Source organism: Xanthomonas hortorum, assembly GCF_011305375.1.
GTDB lineage: Bacteria > Pseudomonadota > Gammaproteobacteria > Xanthomonadales > Xanthomonadaceae > Xanthomonas > Xanthomonas hortorum_E.
This window is the reverse complement of record NZ_VCME01000001.1, coordinates 12,342-32,125: the sequence shown is the minus strand read 5'-3', so window position 1 is coordinate 32,125 and position 19,784 is coordinate 12,342. Positions and strand designations below refer to the sequence as shown.

General features: G+C 63.8%; 18 protein-coding genes. 8 read left to right on the top strand and 10 right to left on the bottom strand.

Going from position 1 to position 19,784, the window contains the following annotated elements; all coding sequences use genetic code 11:
- Nucleotide 1: 1 nt before the first annotated feature.
- Nucleotides 2-997: a 23S rRNA pseudouridine(1911/1915/1917) synthase RluD gene (rluD, locus tag FFY45_RS00130; protein ID WP_006450712.1), complete on the bottom strand. Its 996-nt coding sequence runs from the start codon at nt 995-997 to the stop codon at nt 2-4.
- A 119-nt stretch (nt 998-1,116) separates the two neighbouring features.
- Between rluD and FFY45_RS00125 the strand changes: the two genes are divergently transcribed.
- Together FFY45_RS00125 and FFY45_RS00120 are read left to right on the top strand one after the other, a co-directional pair.
- On the top strand, nt 1,117-1,998 hold the full coding sequence (locus tag FFY45_RS00125; RefSeq protein WP_006450711.1) for an outer membrane protein assembly factor BamD: 882 nt from the start codon (nt 1,117-1,119) through the stop codon (nt 1,996-1,998).
- A 343-nt stretch (nt 1,999-2,341) separates the two neighbouring features.
- Nucleotides 2,342-3,319, top strand: a complete 978-nt coding sequence (locus FFY45_RS00120; RefSeq protein ID WP_176338872.1) for a glycoside hydrolase family protein — start codon at nt 2,342-2,344, stop codon at nt 3,317-3,319.
- On the opposite strand, the gene FFY45_RS00115 is transcribed toward FFY45_RS00120, so the two are convergent.
- The 4 genes from FFY45_RS00115 to FFY45_RS00100 all read right to left on the bottom strand — a co-directional run bounded on the left by FFY45_RS00115 (nt 3,313) and on the right by FFY45_RS00100 (nt 7,775).
- The gene (locus tag FFY45_RS00115) at nt 3,313-4,953 is read right to left on the bottom strand and encodes an NAD+ synthase (protein WP_176338871.1); all 1,641 of its coding nucleotides are present in this window, start codon (nt 4,951-4,953) and stop codon (nt 3,313-3,315) included. The genes FFY45_RS00120 and FFY45_RS00115 overlap by 7 nt on opposite strands.
- A 488-nt stretch (nt 4,954-5,441) precedes the next feature.
- Nucleotides 5,442-5,837: a nuclear transport factor 2 family protein gene (locus FFY45_RS00110; protein WP_176338870.1), complete on the bottom strand. Its 396-nt coding sequence runs from the start codon at nt 5,835-5,837 to the stop codon at nt 5,442-5,444.
- A 4-nt stretch (nt 5,838-5,841) separates the two neighbouring features.
- Nucleotides 5,842-6,663: an MBL fold metallo-hydrolase gene (locus FFY45_RS00105; protein ID WP_238601887.1), complete on the bottom strand. Its 822-nt coding sequence runs from the start codon at nt 6,661-6,663 to the stop codon at nt 5,842-5,844.
- Between the two features lie 467 nt (nt 6,664-7,130).
- Nucleotides 7,131-7,775 (bottom strand): DsbA family protein, encoded by a 645-nt coding sequence (locus FFY45_RS00100; RefSeq protein ID WP_176338869.1) that lies wholly within the window; start codon nt 7,773-7,775, stop codon nt 7,131-7,133.
- 80 nt (nt 7,776-7,855) lie between these two features.
- Between FFY45_RS00100 and FFY45_RS00095 the strand changes: the two genes are divergently transcribed.
- Entirely contained in the window at nt 7,856-8,797 is a 942-nt protein-coding gene (locus tag FFY45_RS00095) for a LysR family transcriptional regulator (RefSeq protein ID WP_176338868.1), read from the top strand.
- Nucleotides 8,798-8,979: 182 nt separating this feature from the next.
- Here FFY45_RS00095 and sucD read toward each other — a convergent pair whose 3' ends face one another.
- Together sucD and sucC are read right to left on the bottom strand one after the other, a co-directional pair.
- A complete protein-coding gene (sucD, locus tag FFY45_RS00090) occupies nt 8,980-9,855 on the bottom strand; it encodes a succinate--CoA ligase subunit alpha (protein ID WP_006450729.1) in 876 nt (291 codons plus the stop codon).
- A 24-nt stretch (nt 9,856-9,879) separates the two neighbouring features.
- Nucleotides 9,880-11,049, bottom strand: coding sequence for an ADP-forming succinate--CoA ligase subunit beta (gene sucC, locus FFY45_RS00085; RefSeq protein ID WP_006450728.1), 1,170 nt, complete (start codon nt 11,047-11,049; stop codon nt 9,880-9,882).
- A gap of 232 nt (nt 11,050-11,281) precedes the next feature.
- Between sucC and FFY45_RS00080 the strand changes: the two genes are divergently transcribed.
- The 5 genes from FFY45_RS00080 (at nt 11,282) to FFY45_RS22040 (ending at nt 15,304) form a co-directional block, all read left to right on the top strand.
- Entirely contained in the window at nt 11,282-12,895 is a 1,614-nt protein-coding gene (locus FFY45_RS00080; RefSeq protein WP_176338867.1) for a sensor histidine kinase, read from the top strand.
- A 145-nt stretch (nt 12,896-13,040) separates the two neighbouring features.
- Complete coding sequence (locus FFY45_RS00075) at nt 13,041-14,435, top strand: sigma-54-dependent transcriptional regulator (RefSeq protein WP_217902393.1); 1,395 nt, start codon at nt 13,041-13,043, stop codon at nt 14,433-14,435.
- Between the two features lie 71 nt (nt 14,436-14,506).
- Nucleotides 14,507-14,689: a YhfG family protein gene (locus tag FFY45_RS00070; protein ID WP_176338865.1), complete on the top strand. Its 183-nt coding sequence runs from the start codon at nt 14,507-14,509 to the stop codon at nt 14,687-14,689.
- Nucleotides 14,686-15,099, top strand: a complete 414-nt coding sequence (locus FFY45_RS22045) for a Fic/DOC family protein (protein WP_255171829.1) — start codon at nt 14,686-14,688, stop codon at nt 15,097-15,099. Before FFY45_RS00070 ends, FFY45_RS22045 begins: the two co-directional genes overlap by 4 nt.
- Before the next feature lie 76 nt (nt 15,100-15,175).
- On the top strand, nt 15,176-15,304 hold the full coding sequence (locus FFY45_RS22040; protein WP_255171827.1) for a hypothetical protein: 129 nt from the start codon (nt 15,176-15,178) through the stop codon (nt 15,302-15,304).
- 8 nt (nt 15,305-15,312) lie between these two features.
- Here FFY45_RS22040 and pilB read toward each other — a convergent pair whose 3' ends face one another.
- The 3 genes from pilB to FFY45_RS00050 form a co-directional block, all read right to left on the bottom strand.
- Nucleotides 15,313-17,049 carry a type IV-A pilus assembly ATPase PilB gene (gene pilB / locus FFY45_RS00060; protein WP_176338864.1) on the bottom strand — a complete coding sequence of 579 codons (1,737 nt, stop codon included), beginning with the start codon at nt 17,047-17,049 and terminating at the stop codon, nt 15,313-15,315.
- A gap of 118 nt (nt 17,050-17,167) precedes the next feature.
- Entirely contained in the window at nt 17,168-18,145 is a 978-nt protein-coding gene (gene galE, locus FFY45_RS00055; RefSeq protein WP_176338863.1) for a UDP-glucose 4-epimerase GalE, read from the bottom strand.
- 94 nt (nt 18,146-18,239) lie between these two features.
- Complete coding sequence (locus tag FFY45_RS00050; RefSeq protein ID WP_176338862.1) at nt 18,240-19,784, bottom strand: NAD(P)/FAD-dependent oxidoreductase; 1,545 nt, start codon at nt 19,782-19,784, stop codon at nt 18,240-18,242.

Here is a 19,784-nt window from a genome sequence, read left to right as displayed (position 1 = left end):
CTTAGCGGCGTGCCTGCTCGGCGGCGCGCACGCTGTCTTCGCGCAACGCGGTCATCAACCGCTGCAGATCCACCGGCACCGGCGCGCTGGCACGCACCGGCTCGCCGCTGACCGGATGCAGGAACTCCAGGGTCTCGGCATGCAGCGCCTGGCGCTTGAAGGTGCGCAATTCATGCACCAATTCGTCGCTGGCGCCCTTGGGCAACTTGAGCGCGCCGCCGTACAGCGGGTCGCCGACGATCGGCGATTTCAGATGCGCCATATGCACGCGAATCTGATGGGTACGCCCGGTTTCCAGCCGGCATTCCAGCGCGGTGTGCGCACGGAAGCGCTCGCGCAGGCGGTAGTGGGTGACCGCATCGCGGCCATCGTCGCGCACCGCCATCTTCAGCCGATCGCGCGGGTGGCGGTCGATCGGCGCATTGGCGGTGCCGCCGGAGACCAGCGCGCCCACCACCACCGCCAAATACTGGCGATGCACATCGCGCGCGGACAGCTGCTCCACCAGCGCGGTCTGCGCCTGCACGGTGCGCGCCACCACCATCACGCCGCTGGTGTCCTTGTCCAGACGATGCACCACGCCGGCACGCGGCACGGCCGCAAGCGCCGGGTCGCGGAACAGCAGCGCATTGACCAGGGTGCCGTCCGGATTGCCGGCGCCCGGGTGGACCACCAGCCCGGCCGGCTTGTCGATCACCAGCACCTGGTCGTCTTCGTACAACACGCTCAGCGGGATGTCCTGCGGCTCGGAATGGGTCTGGATTTCCAGCACCACCTGCACCTGCACGCTCTCGCCGCCGCGCAAGGTGTCGCGCGGACGCGCCATTTCGCCGTTCAGCAGTGCATCGCCGGATTTGATCCACTCCGACAGCCGCGAGCGCGAGAATTCGGGGAACAGCTCGGCCAGCACCGCGTCGAAACGGCGCCCTGCGGCGTTGTCGGGCACGATGGCCTGGCGGATGGACGGGTCGAGGGGTTCGGCAGATGGGTCGGACATGGACACAGGCACTCAGGCAAAAGCGGGAATTTGGGGTCCGGGCGGCGGGAGTCAGTCGCCGGACAGGCCACTAGGCTATCATCGCGCTCTCGTTTTCCTGATGCGTCCTGCCCAGACCCATGATCCGACGGTCCACGTTTTCCGCGCCTGCGCGCCTGATTGCCCTCATGCTGGTGATGGCGTTCGTCGTCACCGGTTGCCACCGCGGCGCCAAGAACAAGAATCCCGACGAAGGCATGCCGGTCGAGCAGCTGTACGGCAAGAGCCACGGTCTGATGGAGAAAGGCAACTGGGCCGGCGCCGAAGCCAGCTACAAGCGCCTGATCGCCCAGTACCCGTACGGCCCGTACACCGAGCAGGCGATGATCGAGACTGCGTATGCGCAGTACAAGGCCGGCAAGCACGACGACACCGTCTCCAGCGTCGACCGCTTCATCCGCACCTACCCGACCCATCGCAACATCTCGTATCTGTATTACCTGCGCGGGCTGGCCAACAGCAACCGCGACACGGTGTTCCTGCGCCGAGTGTGGTCGCTGGACCCGAGCCGTCGCGATCTGTCCTCGCCGCAGCAGGCCTACAACGACTTCAATACCGTCACCGACCGCTATCCGAACAGCCGTTACGCGCCGGATGCGCGCAAGCGCATGATCGAACTGCGCGACGTGTTCGCCCAGCATGAGCTGGACAACGCGCTTTACTACTTGCGCCGCAATGCCTGGGTCTCGGCGGCTGGTCGTGCCAATTACCTGCTGGAAACCTATCCGCAGAGCGCCTACCAGTACGACGCAGTCGCGGTGCTGGCCGAGGCCTATACGCATCTGGGCAACAAGACCCTGGCCGCCGACGCGCGTCGCGTGCTGGAACTCAACAGCCCGCAGCATCCGTGGCTGACCGGCAACTGGCCGAAATACCCGTGGGCCATCCGCAAGCTCAACCCGTTCGCTGGCGAGAAATCCGCTGCCAGCGGCGAGCGCAATTCGCAGATGAGTCGCGACTGAGACACCGGACGCAGCTGAATACCCAAAGGGGCCGCAAGGCCCCTTTTTTATTGCGGCAATGCGGATGCAGCAACACGCCTGCGATGGCAGCGTGCCGATTGCCGCAGGCCCTTGCGGTGCCAGACCACGGCCACGTCTGACGCACCGGGCGACCGACCGCCCAGCATGACGTAGCTGCACGCCGGCACCCCGCGCGTTCTCGCAGCCCTGAGCGCGCCCGCCTGCGGCACCTGCGAGCACGTCACCAGACCTGGCGCCAGATCACCTAACAGCCGCGATTGGCTGCCTATACTCGACCCCGAAGAAGATCCGACTCCCCACCGGCGCCAGCCAAGGAGGCCGCATGTCTCGCTCCATCGTCTTGTCGATGCTCGCGCTGTTGCTGGCGACACTGACCGCGACCGCCACTGCGGCGCCCATCGTCTACGGCGTCAACGCCCACGACAATCGCCCCGGCTACCCCATGGCCCAGGCCGAGGCACGCTTCAAACTGCTGGCCGCGCGCAACCTGCGCAGCTACCGGTTCGATGTGGACCCGCGCGATTACGCAACGCTGGATGCCCTGGTCCCGCTGGCGCGTCAGTACGGCATCACGCTGCGCCCTATGGTCTACCCGATGTCGCGCGAGATCGGCTACCAGCTGGCGCGTCGCTATGCGGCCGACATCAAGGTCTGGGAGATCGGCAACGAACAGGATCTGGTGCGTGCCGAGGCCGATGCACGCATCGCCGCAATGACCACGATGTATCTGGGCATGCGCCAGGCCTCCAACGAACTGGGCGCCGGCTTGCGCTTCACCATCAACATCACCGCCTGCAACAGCGACGACCGCAGCGCCAACGCGCGCTGCCCGGGCGATCGCAATGGCTCGCTGTGGTTTCTGGCCAAGGCCAAGGCGGCCGGCTTCGACTTCGACCACATCAGCTTCCACTACTACGCCTTCCACCACGACGCCGGCTACTGGACCGAGTTGTATCTGGGCCAGCTGCGCACTGCCGCGCAGACCTACAACACGCCAGTATTCTTCAACGAGCTGAACTGTGCGGAGATCTACACCGGCAACACCACTGGCGGTGCGGCAGGCGATCGCGGCTGCTACGACAGCCTGGCGCAGTTGCTAAGCAACGTGCGAACCAACTATGCCGATGTGGTGTCCGAGGTGAACGTCTACGAATTGCTGGACCAGACCACGATCCAGGGCGCCGAAGGCCATTTCGGCCTGATGTACGACCTGACGCGGCCCAAGCCCACCCTGGACCTGCTCACCCGCTTCGCGCAACCGCCGGCCACCGCAGCGGCAGCCGGCGCGCCCGGCTACTGACCGGAATAGCCATTGGTGATCGGGTAACGCCGCTCGCGACCGAAGGCGCGCCGCGACACCTTCGGGCCGGGCGCGGACTGATGGCGCTTCCACTCGTTGAGCCGCACCAACCGCAGCACGTGTTCGACCGTATCGGCGGCATAGCCGGCCGCAACGATGTCGTCGCGCGACTGCTCCTGATCGACGTAGCGATACAGGATCCCGTCGAGCACGTCGTAAGGCGGCAGCGAATCCTGGTCGGTCTGGTTGTCGCGCAACTCGGCCGAGGGCGGGCGCGAAATCACTGCCGGCGGAATCACCGGCGCACCGCCCACGGTATTGCGCCACTTGGCCAGGCCGAACACTTCGGTCTTGTACAGATCCTTGAGCGGGGCGTAGCCGCCGCACATGTCGCCGTAGATGGTGGCGTATCCCACCGCGTATTCGCTCTTGTTGCCGGTGGTCAGCAGCAGCCCGCCGAACTTGTTGGACAGCGCCATCAGGATCACCCCGCGGCTGCGCGACTGCAGGTTTTCTTCGGTCACATCCGGCTGGGTACCCTCGAACAGTGGGCCGAGTGCGGCGAGCAGGCCTTCGAACGCCGGCTCGATCGCAATGGTTTCCAGCTTGACGCCCAGCGCGCGGCACTGCTCCTCGGCCAGATCGTTGGAGAGATTGGCGGTGTAGCGCGACGGCAGCCGCACCGCAGTGACGTTGTCGCCCCCCAGCGCATCGACCGCCATCGCCAGCACCAGCGCCGAATCGATGCCGCCAGACAAACCCAGCCACACCTTGCTGAAGCCGTTCTTGCGGCAATAGTCCTGCAACCCACGCACCACCGCGCGCCAGGCCAGCGCGTCCATGCTCTCGTCGCCATCGTCCACCCACACCACCGGGGTGAAGCTGCGCTCGCCGGCGGCGTAATCCACCACCAGCCACTGGTCGACGAAGGCCGCAGCGGCCGGATGCACGGTGCCGTCGGCATCGGCCACCACCGATGCGCCGTCGAACACCAGCGCGTCCTGGCCGCCAACCACATTGAGATAGGCAATCGCCGCCCCGCTCTCGCGGGTGCGCTCGGCCAGCAAGGCATCGCGCTGCGCATGCTTGCCGCGTTCGTACGGCGAAGCATTGGGCACCAGCACCAGCTCGGCGCCGGCCTGCACGGTCTTGGCCAAGGGCTCGGCGAACCACAGGTCCTCGCAGATCACCACGCCCACTTGCACGCCTTTGACCGTGACCACGCAGTTGTCGCCATCCGGATCCACGTCGAAATAGCGGCGCTCGTCGAACACTGCGTAGTTAGGCAATTCGCGCTTGCGGTACGTGGCTTCGATGCGCCCGTCGCGCAGCACGCTGGCTGCGTTGTAGACCACGCTGCCGGCACTCTGCGGCCAGCCGACCACCGCGACAATCCCGCGCGTGTTGGCAGCGATGCGTGCCAGCGCTTCTTCGCAATGCGCCAGAAAACCGGGCCGCAGCAACAGATCTTCCGGTGGGTAGCCGCTGATCGCCAACTCGGGAAACAGCACGATGTCTGCCCCGAACTCGTCGCGCGCTGCCGCGATGAACTCGATGATGCGATCGGTATTGCGCGCCACGGCGCCGACCGGGAAGTCGAACTGCGCCATGGCGATGCGAAGCGTCTGGGACATGGGAAGGCCTATGCGGATGCAACTGGAGAGGCGTGGCTGTGCCGCATCCCGCAAGAGACCGAGATGCAGATCGGCGTTGCCACCAAGCCTGCATTATTCCAGAAGCGCGCGACCCTGCCGTGGTCCGCCGCCGCGCCAGTGCGTTTCGGCAAGCCCCACCCAAATAGTGACGCGCTTCGACGACCAGAACGACCCGGCGACCGGCGAGCCGGTGATGACCTCGGCCGCATTCCATGCGTGTGCGCGTAGCACGCCGCATAGCGCGACCTGCGTTGCATCCAGCAGCAATCAATCAGACGGTGCGCACTGTCGGGTGGATGTGGGGCCGCGTTACGGAATGCGCAGAGCGACGCAGGCATGGCGGATGCTGCGCGCCGCGCACACCGAACCGATAACGGCTCAGCACGGTGTGCCGGCCCTTGCAATGGCTAATCCCAAAAGCCGAACGCGCACCGATGCTGCGCGTTCGGCACACAGCGGCAACGGGCTCAGTCAGCCTGCAGTGCCCGTACCACCATCGCGCTATCCACTACCTGCTCCATCCGCACGATCTTGCTGTCCTGCAAGTGGTACAGATGCGCAAACGCGGCCTGCATGGTGTTGCCGGTCTTGCGATAACGCCCGGAGTACACACCGAACGCAGCCACCCACTCGCCATCGGCCAGGTAGGTATGCACCTTCGCTTGATAGCCCTCCCACTCGCTCGCCAGGCGCTCGAACACATTGGCGAAAATGGCGTCCGCGCCGACGTAGGTGCCCGCATACGGGAACCCGGCCGCTTCGGTCCAGTGCGCATCGGCGGCCAACGCGGCGCGTAGGTGCCTGGCGTTTTCGTCCGGCGCGTTTTCGTAGGTGTTGCGGATGATCTCCAGCGGCGTCGTCATTGCATCAGCCCCACTGCATCTCGCCGGTGGCGACCTTGGCGCCGATCTGCAATGCCACGGCCATACCGGCATCGGGATAGCGCGCGGTCATGGCCTTGATCAGGTCGGCACTGTTGCTGTGCCTGGCCAGCTCTTCCTCGAAGGCCAGCAGATAGTCGCGCGTATAGGTGATGGCCGATACATCGATTGGCGCGCCCGGCACCATGTGCCCGGGCACGACGACCGATGGCTGCCGCGCCGCCATGCTGTCCAGCGTCTTGCGCCAGGCGGCACGCCCTTCGGCACCGCGCGTGTCGGCCGTCCACACATGCGTGCCGGAGAACACCAGCACGCCACCGACGATCGCCTTGAGCGCCGGCACCCACACGTAACGTCGATTGGCCAGACCGTCGGCATCGACGATCTCCAGTGCGTGGTCTTCCAGGGTGAGCGTAGGGCCGTCGAACGCCTCCGGCATCACGATGTCGGCCAGGGTCTGCGGGCCGTTTTCCTTCAGCTGCGGGCCCCAGGTGGCCAGCTTCTTTTCGACATTGCCCTTGATCGCCGCGATGGTGGCCGAGGCGGCGATGACGCGCGCCTTGGGGAAGGCGGCCTTGATCGGCGCCAGGCTGAAGTAATAGTCCGGGTCGCTCTGGCTGATGTAGATGGTGGTCAGCGTCTTGCCGCTGGCACGGATCGCCTCGGCAAGCGCCTTGCCGTCGGGCAGCGTAAAGCCGCCATCGATCAGCACTGCATCGCGTGCGCCGGAAATCAGCACCGGCGCGCGGAAGAACCCATGTTCGCCAGCGGGGAAATGGTGATAGGTCAGTGTGGTCTGTGCAGCCATGGCGGTATTCGCTCCAAGAACGGCCGTCGCGACACTAGCAACAGCCAGGGTTTTGATGACGTCTCGTCGGGTTGGCATTGGTTTTGGCCTTTTGGGATGGCGATGGATTGAGGTGGAGTGGAACTAGGGCTGGAGCTGGGTTGGAATGCTTTGATCAGCGCGCGTACAAAGCGATGCCTGAGCCGGCGCAGCACGTGCGCCCGTATCCTCATCCGGCGCTACGCGCCACCTTCTCCCGATGGGAGAAGGGAGCGAGAGTCCCTCTCCCGCCGGGGCACCAGGGCACGGCTTACGTGCCACTGGCGCGTGCGCCCTGGTGCGCCCGCGCCGCAAGCGCGGGCCGGGGCGCGGAGCGGGGGTTAGGGTGAGGGTGCGGCGGAAGGCAGCCCATTCACTGGAGACGTGTGTGGGTGAAGGTCCGCTGCGAGACAGCCAACCCCGCAACGAGAAACCAGTCACCCAGCCGCCTAAAAATGCCCAGCATCCAACTGCCGCAGGACTAAATCGGGGTTCCCATAACCCGCCCCAACATCCAGCAACCACCGCTTGCCAGACGACTGTGCCACCAAGGTCGGCACGCCGCGCACATCGAATTCCTGCAGCAGTTCCAGCGCCTTGTCGATCCGCGCCTGCGTCAGCGCAAGCAGCGGCGCATCCGGCGCAGCGATCTGCTCCGCTGCCTGCACTAAACCAAGCGATTCCAGCAGGCCAATCAGCGTACCCAACGCAGTCACATCATCGCCCTCCACATAACGCGCCTGCTGGATAGCACCGAGCACCTGCAATTCGCGCGAGGGGTCGATGCGCGCCACCGCCGTCAGCGCCAGCGTCGCCACGCCGCTGTCGAAGCGCTGCTGACGATCGCCGAGCACGCGCTGACGATACTGCTCGCTGAAAACCTGGCCGGTCAGCTGCGCAATGCGCTGATCGTTGGACCAGGCGTAGCCGGCGAAGGTGTCGTCCATTGCCCTGGCGCCAGCGCCCAGAAACAGGCCGGCGGGCAGCAATTCCAGGGTGACATCGGCCCGCGCCTGCAACGCCGAGACCACGGCCGTCGCGCCGTAGCACCAGCCGCACAGCGGGTCATAAAGGTAGTGAACAGTGGTGGACATGGCGGCGAAATCCAGTGGCGATGGACGCATCCTAGGCCGGCGCCGTTGACTCTTAAATCCATCCGCAATAAACATACCGTATGCCAACAACACACAATCGAACCGAGTCCGGCCCCGGTGGCCTGGGCAATCTGCGCCGGCTGGCGTATTTCGTCGCTGTGGTGGAAACCGGCTCGTTTACGGCAGCGGCCGAGCGCCTGGGCATCACCAAGGCGGTGGTGAGCCAACAGGTCGCCCGCCTGGAACGCGAATGCCGCACCTCGCTGTTGGTGCGCACGACCCGCAAGGTGCGCACCACCGAACTCGGGCAGGCGTTCTATAAGCGCTGCGCGGCTATCCTGCGCGATACCGACGACGCGTTCGACGCACTGACCGACACCGCCGCCGAACCGTCCGGTCTACTCAGGCTCACCGCACCGCTGGACTACGGCGTACGCGTGGTGGTGCCAGCGATCGCGGCCTTCACCCGGCGCTATCCGGCCTGCAAGGTCGATGCGATCCTCAGCGACCAGACCCTGGACCTGATGACGGCCAACATCGAGCTTGCGATCCGCGTCGGCTGGCTGGCCGAAAGCAGCCTGCAGGCACGCAAGATCGGTGCGTTCCGGCAGTTGCTGGTCGCGCCTTCCACGATGACCGCGCAGCTGGCCGGACTCACCGCGCCACAGGACATCGCCACACTGCCGTTCATCGCCAACACGGCCTTGCGCGATCATCAGCGCTGGCACTTCGCGCATGCCACGCACGCGCCGCAGAGTGTGGACGTGCAGCCCGGCATTTTTTTCGATGCCACCCTCGCCGTACGCGAAGCGGTCTGCCAGGGCGCGGGAATCTCGGTACTGCCGGATTATGTGGTCGCCGACGATCTGGCCGCAGGTCGTTTACTGCATGTGCTGCCGCAGTGGCAGTTGCCGTCCGGTGGTATCCATGCGGTGTTCCCGGCAACGCGCTTTCGACCGGCAAAAGTGCGTGCGTTCGTGGATGTGTTGCTTGAGCAGACGGCGCACCAGCACGCCCTCTAAATCGAACGCTGCAAGCCAGGCGAATTAGCCGATAAGCCACAACAGGCGACGGCGGCCACGAAGACGCTGACACAACGCGGCAATTAGCCATCGGATTTGGCAATCCAATATCGCCACCATAAAAAAGGCCACCCGAAGGTGGCCTCTTTCACACTCACACGCCTGCGCGCGATGCGTGTTTCTTACTTCACCAGCGCAGCAATCGCCGCACCCAGATCGCCCGGCGAACGGACGGTCTTGACGCCAGCAGCTTCCATCGCCGCGAACTTGCCTTCGGCGGTGCCCTTGCCGCCCGATGCGATCGCACCGGCATGGCCCATGCGCTTGCCGGCCGGAGCCGAGGCACCGGCGATGAAGCCGACGACCGGCTTCTTCACGAACTGCTTGATGTACTCGGCACCGGCTTCCTCGGCGTCGCCGCCGATTTCGCCGACCATGATGATGCCTTCGGTCTGCGGGTCTTCGTTGAACAACTTGAGGCAGTCGACGAAGTTCAGGCCGTTGATCGGGTCGCCGCCGATCCCGATGCAGGTGCTCTGGCCCAGGCCCACTTCGGTGGTCTGCTTGACCGCTTCATAGGTCAGGGTGCCCGAACGCGACACGATGCCGATCTTGCCCGGCTTATGGATGTGGCCCGGCATGATGCCGATCTTGCACTCGCCCGGGGTGATCACGCCGGGGCAGTTCGGCCCGATCAGCACGGTGTCCGGATGGGCACGGGTCAGCACGTTCTTGACGCGCAGCATGTCCAGCACCGGGATGCCCTCGGTGATGCACACGATGACCTTGATGCCGGCCGCAGCCGCTTCCAGGATCGCATCGGCCGCATACGGCGGCGGCACGTAGATCACCGAAGCGTCAGCGCCGGTGGCAGACACAGCGTCGGCCACGGTGTTGAACACCGGCAGGTCGATATGCGTGGTGCCGCCCTTGCCCGGCGTCACGCCGCCGACGACCTGGGTGCCGTACTCGATCATCTGAGTGGCGTGGAAGGTGCCCTGCTGGCCGGTGAAGCCCTGCACGATCACCTTGGTGTTCTTGTTAATCAAAACGGACATGGATAGTTCCTTCGGTGTCGTGAATCAGGCGGCGTTCTTGACAGCTTCAACGACTTTCTTGGCACCGTCGTTGATGTTGTCGGCCGGGATGATGGCCATGCCGCTGTCGCGCAGCAGCTGCTTGCCTTCTTCCACGTTGGTGCCTTCCAGGCGCACCACGACCGGAACCTTGACGCCCACTTCCTTGACCGCAGCGATGATGCCCTCGGCAATCATGTCGCAGCGAACGATGCCGCCGAAGATGTTGACGAAGATGCCTTCGACCTTGTCCGAGGACAGGATCAGCTTGAACGCTTCGATGACGCGCTGCTTGTTGGCACCGCCGCCCACGTCCAGGAAGTTCGCCGGCTCGCCGCCGTTGAGCTTGATCACGTCCATGGTGGCCATGGCCAGGCCTGCGCCGTTGACCATGCAACCGATGTTGCCGTCCATGGTGACGTAGTTGATGTCCAGCTCGGACGCGGTCACTTCGGTCTCGTCTTCCTGCGTCTTGTCGCGCATGGCGACCAGCTGCTTCTGACGGAACGCGGCGTTGTCGTCGCTGTCGAACTTGCCGTCCAGCGCATACAGGTTGCCGTCGTCCAGGATCGCCAGCGGGTTGATTTCAACCAGCGCCAGATCCTTTTCGTTGAACAGCTTGTACAGGTTCACCATGATGCTGGCGAACTGGCCGGCCTGCTTGGCGGTCAGGCCGAGCTTGAAGCCGAAATCGCGGCCGTGGTAGCCCTGCACGCCTTCGACGAAATCGACGTTGAGCGCGTGGATCAGTTCCGGGGTTTCGGCAGCGACCTGCTCGATTTCCACGCCGCCTTCCGAAGAAGCGATGTAGGTGATGGTCTTGGTGCCACGGTCGACCAGCACCGACAGGTACAGCTCCTTGACGATCTCACCGGCGGTGGTCACCAGCACCAGGTTGATCGGCAGCTCGACGCCGGCGGTCTGATAGGTGGACATCTTGGTACCGAGCATCTTGGCTGCTGCGGCCTTCACGTCGTCGGTGGTCTTGCAGAACTTGACGCCGCCAGCCTTGCCGCGGCCGCCCGCATGGATCTGCGCTTTCACCATCCAGGGGCCCTTGCCCAGGGAATTGGCGGCTTCGACCGCTTCGTCCGGAGTAGCCGCGACCTTACCGGCCGGGACGGGAATGCCGTACTCGGCAAGCAGCTGTTTTGACTGGTATTCGTGGAAATTCATGCGTCACCGTGGGAAAAGGAAACGACCGCTGCGTGCAACGCAGACCGCCAGGGCGGCACGTCAAGAGACGCGAACGGGCCGCCTATTGTGGCTGACCGCGCCGTGCGGCGCAAAATTCGACGATCGTGCCGGCCCGATTGCAGCGCTTGCGCGCGGCGCCGCAGTGTGCACACGTGCTGCGCAAACCGCGCACCTGCCTATACTCGCGGCTCGTTCCAGCGGGGGAATCGGTTTGCCATCCAGCGCATCGCTTATCGACCGGTTCCAGTCAGCGCCGCAGCGCGAGCTGTACTTTTTTTCGCTGTACCGGGTGCTGGTGGCGGGCCTGATCGCCGCACTGGTGTTCAGCCCCTTGTCCGATGCCATCCCCGAGCCGCGCTACCCGCGCCTGGCCGCCGGTGTGGCGATCGGGTACCTCTGCATCGCCGTGCCGCTGCTGTTCTGGGGCCGCAGCGAGCGCAGGCTGACCACCACTGTGTTCTGCTCGGTGCTAGCCGACATCCTTGCCGCCACCCTGGCCACGCACGCCCTGCCCGGTGCCAGTGCCGGCATCGCGATGATGCTGCTGTTCAATGTCGCCGCCGCCTCGCTGCTGCTGCGCCTGCGCTACGGCATGAGCATCGCGGTGCTCGCCAGCGGCGCCATCGTGCTGGAATACCTGTGGACCCTGCTCGAAGGCGGCGGCGCCGCCCGCCCGGTGGCCGAACTGGCCATGTTCGCCACCAGCTACGTCGCGGTGGCCTTCATCTGCGAACAGATCGGCTCGCGCGCGCGCCGCAACCAGGTGCTGGCCGAAGAACGCGGCGCGCAGGTGGCCAATCTCTACGAAATCAACGAACTGATCATCCGCCGCATGCGCACCGGCGTGCTGGTGGTCGATACGCACAACCACATCACCCTGGCCAACGAAGCGGCACTGGCGTTGCTGGGCGATGGCGACCAGCGCAACGCCCCGGCCGACCTGTCGCTGGCCGCACTCACCCCGGAACTGGCGCGCCGCCTGCAACGCTGGCGCAGCGGCTGGCGCGAGGAAGAGGCCCCACTGCAACTGGGCGCCGACCGCCCGGAAGTGCAGCCGCGCTTCGTGCGCCTGCTCGCCGACAGCGACCTGGTACTGATCTTTCTGGACGACGCCACGGTAGTCTCGCGCCGCGCCGAATCGCTCACCCTGTCGGCAATGGGACGCTTTTCTGCCAGCCTGGCGCACGAAATCCGCAACCCGCTCGCCGCAATCAGCTACGCCTCGCAACTGCTGGAAGAATCCCCGGACATCGGCGATGCCGACCGCCGCCTGCTACAGATCATCCACCAGCAATGCCAACGCACCAACGGCATCGTCGAAAGCGTGCTCGCACTGGCCCGGCGCGAGCGCGCCAACCCGGACAATCTGGATCTGGCCGCGTTCGTACGCCGCTTCGTGGTCGAGTACCGGCAGACCCTGTCGATGGAAACCGACATCCTGGAAGCCAGCATCCAAGGCGCCTCGGTGCATGCGCTGGTCGACCCCAAGCATCTGCACCAGATCCTGACCGCACTGGTCCACAACGCACTCAAGTACGGCCGGGTCATGGACGAACCGGCGCGGGTCAAGCTGCGCGTGGAGCGCCTGGAGCGCATGGCGGTGATCGATGTCATCGACCGCGGGCCCGGCATTCCGGAGACGGTGGCCGCACAACTGTTCCGCCCGTTCTACACCACCTCCGAGCACGGCACCGGGCTCGGCCTGTACATCGCCCAGGAGCTGTGCCGCGCCAACCAGGCGCAACTGGATTACGTCTCGGTGCCGGGCGGCGGCGCGTGTTTCCGGATCCTGTTGCAGGGACCCAATGGCTTGCTTGGGAAGTGAGTGATTGCGGCGCTGCATTGTCTGCAACGCGGACCCAAGGTGATAGCGCGACGCATTGATGGACGGACGTGTGTGGTGGCTCTGCGTGGGCCCAAACCCCGACGACAATTGTCGTCTGTCATCGCGCTGGGCTATCGTGCGCACCATGAGCGAACCCAAAAGTGCCCTGGTTGTCGATGACGAGCGTGATATCCGCGAGTTGCTTGTTCTCACCCTGGGCCGGATGGGCCTGCGCATCAGCACCGCTGCCAACCTGGCCGAAGCGCGCGAGCTGCTGGCCAACAACCCTTACGACCTCTGCCTGACCGACATGCGCTTGCCCGATGGCAACGGCATCGAACTGGTCACCGAAATCTCCAAGCAGTATCCGCAGACCCCGGTGGCGATGATCACCGCGTTCGGCAGCATGGACCTGGCGGTGGAAGCGCTGAAGGCTGGCGCATTCGACTTCGTCAGCAAGCCGGTGGACATCAGCGTGCTGCGCGGCCTGGTCAAGCACGCACTGGAATTGAACAACCGCGACCGCCCCGCCCCGCCGCCGCCACCGCCGGAGCAAGCCAGCCGCCTGCTCGGCGACTCCAGCGCGATGGAAAGCCTGCGCGCCACCATCGGCAAGGTCGCGCGCAGCCAGGCGCCTGTTTACATCGTCGGCGAATCGGGCGTGGGCAAGGAGTTGGTCGCACGCACCATCCACGAGCAAGGCGCACGCGCCGCCGGGCCGTTCGTGCCGGTGAACTGCGGCGCCATTCCCGCCGAACTGATGGAAAGCGAATTCTTCGGTCACAAAAAGGGCAGCTTCACCGGCGCGCATGCCGACAAGCCCGGCCTGTTCCAGGCCGCGCATGGCGGCACGCTGTTCCTGGACGAAGTGGCCGAATTACCGCTGCAGATGCAGGTCAAACTGCTGCGCGCCATCCAGGAAAAATCGGTACGCCCGGTCGGTGCCTCCACCGAATCGCTGGTGGACGTGCGCATCCTCTCGGCCACCCACAAGAATCTCGGCGACCTGGTCTCCGACGGCCGTTTCCGCCACGACCTGTACTACCGCATCAACGTGATCGAACTGCGCGTGCCGCCACTGCGCGAACGCAGCGGCGACCTGCCGCAACTGGCTGCCGCCATCATCGCGCGCCTGGCGCGTAGCCACGGCCGTCCGATTCCGCTACTGACCCAATCCGCGCTCGACGCGCTGGACACATACGGCTTCCCCGGCAACGTGCGCGAACTGGAAAACATCCTCGAACGCGCCCTGGCCCTGGCCGAAGACGACCAGATCAGCGCCAGCGACCTGCGCCTGCCCGCCCACGGCGGCCATCGCCTCGCCGCCAGCCCCGGCAGCGCCGCCATCGAACCGCGCGAAGCCGTAGTCGACATCGACCCCGCCTCGGCCGCCCTGCCCTCTTACATCGAGCAACTCGAGCGCGCCGCGATCCAGAAAGCGCTGGAAGAGAATCGTTGGAACAAGACCAGAACCGCCGCGCAGCTGGGCATCACGTTTCGTGCGTTGCGCTACAAGCTGAAGAAGTTGGGGATGGAGTGAGGGGGGGACACCAAATCTCACCCTCGCCCATCCGGGTATAATTGCGATAGCCACGTGTCCGAGAAGTCGCCATGAAAAAGCCTAGACTAGAGACCGTTGTCGAGCATTATCGCGCCACCCGCAGAGACAACTTTGCCGCCAGTCAACGTCTGGAAGGCATTAAAACCGCTGACACAGCCGCAAACAATCAGAACCCCTTACCCAGCAAAGATGCATTGCGCAAGAAGTACTTGGCCCTTTCCCGCCCAGGATGAAAGGCAAGTATGCGATCGTCGCTGACCCCGCCTGTTATCCCGACACAGGCGTTCTCCGCAATAAACTGAACATCGTCGACCCGGATATGTTGGAGGCAGCCGAAGCCGCCTTCGCAGCAACCGCAGTGCAATCCATCGAAATAGGCGCACCGCCATTCGATCTTGCTTATCTTTGCAGCCTACATCGGCAACTGTTCGATGAAGTCTACGATTGGGCAGGCATGCTCAGAACCGTGGATATCGCCAAGGGCGCCACGCGATTTTGCATCAGCAGTCGCATAGAAGCCGAAGCAAATCGAGTTCTGAGCCAGCTGGACGCTACCGATCCGACCACGCTGCCTCGCTCCGCACAGATACAGTTGGTCGCAGAGCTCTATGGCGAACTGAACATGATTCCCCCCCTTCCGTGAGGGAAACGGTCGGACTCAGCGCCTATTCTTTGAGCATTGGTTGCTGCTCAATGGACTGGCGGTCTCGTGGAAGCATGTGAGCGCAGGCACCTGGGTTGCAGCCTGCATCACCGCAGTGTCATGCGATTACGCCCCGCTGGAAGAAGTGTTCGATAGTTGCATCACGCAGATCGAAGAACCGTCAGTCGATCAGGATGACGACTGATGCTCCACTCAATCCTTGGTCACCCGATTGATCTCAGCCAGGCTCGTCACCCCATGCGCCGCCTTCACCAGCGCCGACTGCCGCAGATCGCGGATGCCGATCTTCTGCGCGGCCTCGACGATCTGCATTGCATTACCGCCTTCCAGCACGATCGCACCGATCTCGTCGGTCATCGGCATCACCTGGTAGATACCGGTACGGCCCTTGTAGCCTTCCGTGCACTCATCGCAACCAACCGCTTCGTACAGCTCGATGCCGGAAGCGACCTGCTCTGGCGTGAAGCCTTCGGCAAGCAGCGCGTGCTCCGGCAGCGGCGCCTTGCGCTTGCAGTTGTTGCACAAGCGCCGCGCCAGGCGCTGCGCAATAACCAAGGTCACCGACGAAGTGATGTTGTACGGCGCAATGCCCATGTTCATCAGGCGCGCAATGGTCTGCGGCGCATCGTTGGTGTGCAGCGTCGACAGCACCATGTGACCGGTCTGCGCCGCCTTGATGGCGATCTCGGCCGTCTCCAGGTCGCGGATTTCGCCGACCATGATGATGTCCGGATCCTGGCGGAGGAACGAGCGCAATGCCGCAGCAAACGTCATGCCGCGCTTCACGTTCTGCTGCACCTGATTCACACCAGGCAAGCGGATTTCGACCGGATCCTCGGCCGTGGAGATGTTGCGCGTCTCATCGTTGAGGATGCCCAGCGCCGTATACAACGACACCGTCTTACCCGAACCGGTCGGCCCGGTCACCAGCACCATGCCGTAAGGCTTGTGGATCGCATCCAGAAACAGCTTCTGCTGATCCGCCTCATAGCCCAGCTTCTCGATCCCCAGCTTGGCCGCGCTGGCGTCCAGGATACGCAGCACCACCTTCTCGCCGAACAGGGTCGGCAAGGTACTGACACGGAAGTCGATCTGCTTGGTCTTGGACAGGTTGAGCTTGATGCGCCCGTCCTGCGGCACCCGCTTCTCGGCGATATCCAGCTGCGACATCACCTTCAAGCGCGCCGCGATGCGCTGGCTCAGCTTCACCGGCGCCTTGGCCACGTTCTTCAACAGCCCGTCGATCCGCAAGCGCACCCGGTAGTCGTCTTCATACGGCTCGAAATGGATGTCGGAAGCTCCCCGCCGGATCGCATCCACCAGCACCTTGTTGACGAACTTCACCACCGGCGTGTCGTCGCCCTTGGCATCGACCCCGGAATCCCCGCCGGCGCCCATGTCCTCGTCCCCTGACGAGACATCCAGGTCGCCCATTTCTTCGTCATCGTCACCCATTGACGAGCCAAACGAAGCGCTATTGGCCTGCCATTGCTCCAATGTGCGACGAATCTGATCCTCATCGACCAGAATCGGCTCTACAACCAGATTGGTGTGGAACTTGATGTCGTCCAGCGCACGCGTCTGGGTCGGGTCACTCACCCCTATGAACAACCGGTTACCGCGCCTGAACAGCGGCAGTACCTGGTACTTCTGAAGCAATTCCTCGCTGACCAGCTTGACGGCACTCTGGCTGGCGTCGAATACCGACACGTCCATCAATGGCATGCCGAACTCGACTGCGTTGGCGGCAGCCAGTTGCGCGGCACCGACGATCTTGTTCTGAGTGAGCCAGATTGGCAGCGGCTGCCTGGCTGCAGCCGCGTTTGCCATGGCATCGCGAGCTGCAGCTTCATCCAGCGCGCCATCCTGGACTAGGCGACGGGCAAGGCCGGTAATGCCGACGAGGTTAGCGGTGTTAACGGCGTTCATGCATTTCCCCTATTGAGCCCGGCACATCGCCCAAGGCGGCCGCCGTGTTGTATTTCGAGTCGACATATTAACCGTGCAACTCAAGTGAACGCATGCTCTGGTAGACCGTTCACTGTTTTCAAAACAGTTGCGTGCGGTGCCAGCGCCAGGCGCTGTCGATGATCGCGGACATATCTTGCCAGCTACGCTCCCAACCCAGCACTTGCCGTGCTTTGGAACTCGAGGCCACCAAACGCGCCGGGTCTCCAGGACGCCTCCCAACCAGCTCGAAAGGCACGGGCCGACCGACCACCTGTTCCGCCGCAGCGACGACATCCATGACCGAATAGCCCTGCTCACTGCCCAGGTTGAAATCGTGTGCCCCTGGATTGCATTCCAGTAGAGAAACCGCCAGCGCGTGAGCTCTGGCAAGGTCCTGCACGTGGACATAATCACGGATGCAGGTGCCGTCGGCCGTGGGATAGTCTGCGCCATACACTTTTAGCGGCGGCGCTTGCCCGGCTGCTGCCCTCAGCGCGTTCGGAATCAGGTGGGTCTCACACGCATGCGCCTCGCCAATGCCATGCTCGGCAAGGGCACCGGCAGCATTGAAGTAGCGAAGTACTACCGAAGACAAGCCATAGGCCGCATACGCATCTGCCAAGATGCGTTCGACCATCAGCTTGCTAGCACCATAAGGCGTGATCGGGTGCATTGGTTGGTGCTCATCGATCAGCGCCACCGGCGACTGCCCGAACACCGCCGCAGTGGAAGAGAACACCAATTTTTCCACGCCTCGGCGGCGCATCTGCGCCAGCAAGTTCAACGTGCCAGTCACGTTGTTCTGATAGGTAGGAAACGGATCGCCCACCGATGCGGCCACCAGCGAGGTCGCCGCAAAATGCATCACCACGTCATAGCGGCGCTTATCGAAGGCACGCGCCAGCGACACTTCATCCAGCAAGTCGCCCTGGAAGAACTCACCCCATTTCACTGCTTGGCGGTGCCCGGTGGACAGATTGTCCAGCACCGTCACCGCATGCCCTTGTTCGGCCAGCCACTGCGACATGTGGCTGCCGATATACCCCGCCCCTCCACAGACAAGGATGTTCCACATCTACCTGACTCCACGTCCGATCAAACATCACAACAATCCGGCGCGCCCCACCATCTCCGGCACAAACTGCGGACGGCTCAGGGCTAGGGCATGCTCAGGCCTTGGCTTCTTCGTGGTACTCATCGTCCACGTTGATCGACCACAGGCGGCTCTTATCCACATTGCCGGTCAGGATTTGCTCGGCCGCTTCCTTGGCCGTCAGCATCGAATGGTCCTGATTGTTATAGCGATGCATGCCGTTGCGCCCCACCAGAAACAGATTGGGCACCGCGTCCAACGCCGTACGCAATTGGTCGAAGCGTGCATATGATTCGCCGAAATAGCCCGGGTAGGCTTTTGGCACCCGAATCACCACCGCGTCCTGCGCAGCAGCGGCAGAAACCAGCCCGATTTGCAGCATCTCGCGTTGCGCCAACTGCTGCAGGTCGGTATCGGGCATCTTCCAGAGCTCGTCGGTTTCGCGACAGAAGAACTCTAAGCCCATCCACACCATGGACGCGTCCTTGACCATGTGCGGGCTCCAGTTGTTGAAAATCTGTACACGCCCCACGTTCACGCCCGGCTCCTGGATGTATATCCAGTTGTCACCCAACGCACGCGGCAACTCGCTGGCCCGATAAAGCAGGCCAACGGTGATGAAGTCGCGGTACTGCAGGTTGTCGGCGATGGCCACAATGTCCTCGCCCCAGCTCTGCCGCGAGGCGGCCACCAAGTCACGCATAGGCATCGTCGACACCACGTGGCTGCAGTCCAATTTAAAGGCCTCGCCCGCCTCGTTCTGCACGGTCACGTTGCGTACTTGCCCAACATCCACGGCCAGGCCCACAGCCTTGTGCTTCATCAGCAGGGTGCCACCACGCGCTTTGAACAACTGCGCAGCGGTCTCCCACATCTCACCGGGCCCATGCTTGGGGTACAGAAAATTTTCGATCAGCGAAGTCTGCGCAACCTTTCCATTCAGGCCAAGCATGCCCTTTAGAGCATGCAGCACCGCCTTGGTGACCGACAAGCTCTTGATGCGCTGCGCGCCCCATTCGGCACTGATCTGATTGCAGGGCACACCCCATACTTTCTCGGTGTACTCCTTGAAGAACTGGCCGTACAGGCGCTGGCCGAAGCGGTTGATCAGGAAATCCTCCAGGCTCACCTCCGGCTCGATCTTGCTGACCTGCGCACGCAAGTAGCTGAAACCGAACAACACGGACTTGCCCACACCCAGCTTGCGGAAGCTGTCCACGTTCAACTTCAACGGATAGGAAAACAAGCGTCGGTTGAAATAGATTCGCGAAAGGCGGTTGCGTACCAGCATGGCAGTCGGCTGAGCCCCATCGGCTACGGAGACACCGGCCGGCAGGCCATCGCGCGCCTGGCCCTGGTAACGCAGATTCAGAGGAACATCACCCGAGTGTTCAATGGGCATCAGATTGGCCCACCACTGCATCACCCAGTCCGATTTAGAGAAGAAACGGTGCCCGCCGATGTCGATGCGGTTGCCGTTGTGGTTGACCGTTCGTGAAATTCCGCCGACGCAGTCATCGGCCTCCAGCAACGTTACCTGCACGCCGGGCTGCCCCACCAACTCCAGTGCTGCCGTCAGCCCTGCGGGCCCGGCACCAATGATCACCACATGCTTGCTCAT

What these genes read in the sequence shown, in the direction of transcription:
- rluD (WP_006450712.1), bottom strand. Translation starts at nt 997, where the DNA reads ATGTCCGACCCATCTGCCGAACCCCTCGACCCGTCCATCCGCCAGGCC.
- sucD (WP_006450729.1), bottom strand. Translation starts at nt 9,855, where the DNA reads ATGTCCGTTTTGATTAACAAGAACACCAAGGTGATCGTGCAGGGCTTC.
- FFY45_RS00105 (WP_238601887.1), bottom strand. Translation starts at nt 6,663, where the DNA reads ATGGCTGCACAGACCACACTGACCTATCACCATTTCCCCGCTGGCGAA.
- FFY45_RS00115 (WP_176338871.1), bottom strand. Translation starts at nt 4,953, where the DNA reads ATGTCCCAGACGCTTCGCATCGCCATGGCGCAGTTCGACTTCCCGGTC.
- FFY45_RS00100 (WP_176338869.1), bottom strand. Translation starts at nt 7,775, where the DNA reads ATGTCCACCACTGTTCACTACCTTTATGACCCGCTGTGCGGCTGGTGC.
- sucC (WP_006450728.1), bottom strand. Translation starts at nt 11,049, where the DNA reads ATGAATTTCCACGAATACCAGTCAAAACAGCTGCTTGCCGAGTACGGC.
- FFY45_RS00110 (WP_176338870.1), bottom strand. Translation starts at nt 5,837, where the DNA reads ATGACGACGCCGCTGGAGATCATCCGCAACACCTACGAAAACGCGCCG.
- FFY45_RS00070 (WP_176338865.1), top strand. Translation starts at nt 14,507, where the DNA reads ATGAAAAAGCCTAGACTAGAGACCGTTGTCGAGCATTATCGCGCCACC.
- FFY45_RS00095 (WP_176338868.1), top strand. Translation starts at nt 7,856, where the DNA reads ATGCCAACAACACACAATCGAACCGAGTCCGGCCCCGGTGGCCTGGGC.
- FFY45_RS00050 (WP_176338862.1), bottom strand. Translation starts at nt 19,784, where the DNA reads ATGAGCAAGCATGTGGTGATCATTGGTGCCGGGCCCGCAGGGCTGACG.
- FFY45_RS00120 (WP_176338872.1), top strand. Translation starts at nt 2,342, where the DNA reads ATGTCTCGCTCCATCGTCTTGTCGATGCTCGCGCTGTTGCTGGCGACA.
- FFY45_RS00075 (WP_217902393.1), top strand. Translation starts at nt 13,041, where the DNA reads ATGAGCGAACCCAAAAGTGCCCTGGTTGTCGATGACGAGCGTGATATC.
- pilB (WP_176338864.1), bottom strand. Translation starts at nt 17,049, where the DNA reads ATGAACGCCGTTAACACCGCTAACCTCGTCGGCATTACCGGCCTTGCC.
- FFY45_RS22045 (WP_255171829.1), top strand. Translation starts at nt 14,686, where the DNA reads ATGAAAGGCAAGTATGCGATCGTCGCTGACCCCGCCTGTTATCCCGAC.
- galE (WP_176338863.1), bottom strand. Translation starts at nt 18,145, where the DNA reads ATGTGGAACATCCTTGTCTGTGGAGGGGCGGGGTATATCGGCAGCCAC.
- FFY45_RS00125 (WP_006450711.1), top strand. Translation starts at nt 1,117, where the DNA reads ATGATCCGACGGTCCACGTTTTCCGCGCCTGCGCGCCTGATTGCCCTC.